General features: G+C 64.7%; 3 protein-coding genes. All 3 read right to left on the bottom strand.

Going from position 1 to position 3518, the window contains the following annotated elements:
• Positions 1-90: 90 nt before the first annotated feature.
• Complete coding sequence (locus K9U41_RS22230) at positions 91-1371, bottom strand: ABC transporter substrate-binding protein (protein ID WP_282643021.1); 1281 nt, start codon at positions 1369-1371, stop codon at positions 91-93.
• A gap of 129 nt (positions 1372-1500) precedes the next feature.
• On the bottom strand, positions 1501-2571 hold the full coding sequence (locus K9U41_RS22225; RefSeq protein ID WP_282643020.1) for a branched-chain amino acid ABC transporter permease: 1071 nt from the start codon (positions 2569-2571) through the stop codon (positions 1501-1503).
• Between the two features lie 3 nt (positions 2572-2574).
• A complete protein-coding gene (locus K9U41_RS22220) occupies positions 2575-3468 on the bottom strand; it encodes a branched-chain amino acid ABC transporter permease (RefSeq protein ID WP_282643019.1) in 894 nt (297 codons plus the stop codon).
• Between the last annotated feature and the right edge of the window lie 50 nt (positions 3469-3518).

The raw sequence follows: 3518 nt of genomic DNA, 5'->3' as shown, positions 1-3518 counted from the left end.
GAGATGTGTCTAAGAGACACACCCTCCCCCGCAAGCGGGAGAGGGCTCCACCGCGCCGCCGTCAGCAGCGGCGCGGGTCGTCCGACGTCCTCACCAGCCCTGCAGTTCCGTCTTGCGGGGCAGGTCGATGGTGGCAAGCTTCTCAAGCTTGATCGCCCCGCTCTTCACAAGTTCCCCCACCGAGGCCTCGGTGGGGCCGGTCACCACCGAGCGGTAGAGGTCCACGCGGGTGGTGGGGCGATGGTCGGTGGGGGTCCAGGTGGAGGGATTGCAGACACCCTCCATGCCCTTCGGCACCCAGTCGCTCTTCTGGTACATGCCGTCACGGGTCTTCACGCCGGTCACGCCGCCATTCTTGTCCGCCCACTCCATGGCCTCCTTCATGTAGAGGGCGGTGCAGACGGCGGCGAGGTAGTGCACCGGGCGATAGGCCGTGCCGGAGGCATCGGACATCTTGGAAACGTCCTTCAGCGTCGCCATGCCGGGCGCGTTGCCGCCCCAGGTGATGGCGGTGCGCACCGGGAACACGACGCCGTTCGCCGCCTCGCCGGCCGCCTTCATGGCGTTCTCGTCCATGCCCCAGACATTGCCGAGGAACTGCACGTCCACGCCCGCGGTCTTGCAGGCCTTCAGCACCGAGATGTTGGAGCCGGCGGTGTTGCCGAGATAGGCGTAGTTGGCCCCCGACTGCTTCAGGGTCAGGCACTGGGGCGTGTAATCACCCGGGGTGAGCGCGAAGGTGATGGGGTCCAGCACCTCGAAGCCCAGTTCCTTGGCATAGGCTTCCGCCGCCGCCTTCGGCGAGTTGGGATAGGGGTGGTTGGCGCCCATGTGCACCCACTTGGGCTTGCCGGGCTTGCCCTTGGCCTTCCAGTCGTCGGCGGCCCATTTCACCATGGCGCGGGCGGCATCCGAATAGGACGGGCCGTAGAAGAAGTTGAACGGCGCGGCGCGCTCGCTCTTCTCGTTCACCTTGCCCTTGGGGTCGGTGAGGGAGGCGGAATAGGAGGCCGAGAAATAGGGGATCTCCTCCTTGGTCACCATGCCGACGAGGGCTTCCGTGTCCGCCGTGCCCCAGCCCTGGATGGCCACCACCTTGTTGGTGCCCACCCATTTCTTGAACGCGGCCAGCGCCCGCGGCACCTGGTAGCCGTATTCGTTGAAGTCGGAATCGATCTTCTTGCCGTTGACGCCGCCATTGGCGTTGATCCAGGCGATGGTGTCCTGGACGCCCTGGCCGTAGGGCTGGCCCACGTCCGAGGTGCCGCCGGAATAGTCGGCCAGATGGCCGATGTTGATGGACTGGGCCAGCGCCGGCGCTGCGGCCGTGAGCGCCAGCACCGAGACGAGGGACAGGGCGATCTTCTTCATCTTGTTCTCTCCTTGGGTTTCCGTTTTGGACGGGCCGTTCTGTGCGGCCTCGCCAGGGTCTTTCACCAGGGTGCGGGGATGCTGACGCATCCGCACCCTGAACCGCTCAAGCGCCGCGCGGGCTTTTGATCAGTAAGAGAAAGGATAGAGCTTCCAGTAGGCCTTGATGAGGCGCCAGCGGTGGGCGAGGCCGTCCGGCTCGAAGATCAGGAACAGGATGATGGTGAGGCCGATCAGCATCTCGCGCATGTAGGTGAGGCCGTCCTTCAGGTGCAGCACCCGGTCGATGACGCTGCCGGACAGCGCCGAGGCGAGCCAGCCGGTGGCCTCGGGCAAAAGCACCATGAAGATGGTGCCCATGAGCGAGCCCATGATGGAGCCGAGCCCGCCGATGATGATCATGCCGAGGAACTGGATGGAGAACAGGATATCCAGCCCCTCCACCGACATGAACCCCACATAGTGGGCATAGAGCGCGCCGCCGATGCCGGCATAGAAGGACGAGATGCCGAACGCCATGGTGCGATACTTGGTGAGGTTCACGCCCATCATCTCGGCCGAGAGATAATGGTCGCGCACCGCGATCAATGCCCGCCCGTCGCGGCTGCGCATGAGGTTGGCGGCGCCCAGATACATCACCACCACGAAGAACAGCACCACGTAGAAATAGCGGTCGTCGCCGGACAGGTCATAGCCGAACAGGGTGAAGGGCGCGGCCATGGCGCCGTGGGTGCCGCCGGTGAACCATTCCGCCCGCACGAAGAAATCCTGCAGGATGAACTGGGCGGCCAGCGTCGCGATGGCGAGGTACAGCCCCTTCACCCGCGCCGCCGGCAGGCCGAACAAGAGGCCCACGGCCGTGGTCCACAGCCCCGCCAGCACGATGGCGAGCGGCACCGGCACGCCCTTGTCGGCGAGGAAGGCGGAGGCGAACCCGCCGAAGCCGAAGAACACCGCGTGGCCCACCGAGATCTGCCCGGAGAAGCCGACGAGGATGTTCAGCCCCAGCGCGGCGATGCCCAGATAGCCGATCTGGATCATCAGGCTCAGGATGTAGCGCGAGAAGAAGAACGGCGCGAAACAGGCCAGCACCACGCCCGCCACGCAGAACAGCATGGTGAGCCGGGTCGCGAAGATGGTCTGGTCGGCCTTGTAGCTGGTGCGGTAGTCGCCGCACGGGCGCAGGGTGTCGATGGCCATGGATCAGACCCTCTCGATGTCGCGGGTGCCGAACAGCCCGTAGGGCTTGATCATCAGGATGATGATGAGTGCATAGAACGGGACGATCTCATAGAGGTTGCCCCATTTCAGGTACTGGCTGTCGACGAACTGGGCGAGGTTTTCCAGAAGGCCCATGATGAGGCCGCCCACCACCGCGCCGAACACGCTGTCGAGGCCGCCGAGGATCACCGCCGGGAACACCTTGATGCCGAAATAGGACAGCGCCGAGGACACCCCGTTCACGATGCCCACCACCACGCCGGCCACCGCCGACACCGCCGCCGAGATGCCCCAGGACAAGGCGAACACCTGGCGCACCGAGATGCCGAGCGACTGCGCCACCTGCTGGGAAAAGGCGGTGGCGCGCATGGCGAGCCCCAGGCGCGAATACTTAAAGAACCAGGCAAACCCCGCCATGATGGCCAGGCTGACGCCGGTGGACATGAGATAGGCCGTCTGCACCTGCAGGCCCATGATGTCCACCTTGTCCACGCTGAAGATGGGCGGGAACGGCTGGGCGAAGGTGCCGAACATCCACTTCATCAGCGCCTGGAAAAAGATGGACATGCCGATGGTGACCATGATCACCGAGATGATGGGCTCGCCGATGAGCGGGCGCAGCACCACCATCTGCACCACGATGCCGAACACCATCATGAAGCATACGGCGATGAGGAAGCCCCAGAAGAAGGGGATGTTCCACGCCGTGAGCAGCCACCAGCAGGTCCAGGCGCCGATGAGCAGGAATTCGCCCTGGGCGAAGTTCACCACCTGCGAGGCCTTGTAGATGAGCACGAAGCACATGCCGACCACGCCATAGAGCGTGCCGATGATGAGCCCGTTGATGATGAGCTGGAGAAGGAGCTGGGATTGCATCAGAGGCTCCCGTCAAAAGCCCTCTCCCGCTTGCGGGGGAGGGTTGGGAG

The organism is Xanthobacter autotrophicus (genome assembly GCF_029991245.1).
GTDB lineage: Bacteria > Pseudomonadota > Alphaproteobacteria > Rhizobiales > Xanthobacteraceae > Xanthobacter > Xanthobacter autotrophicus_C.
This window is presented reverse-complemented; position numbering and strand designations above follow the sequence as displayed.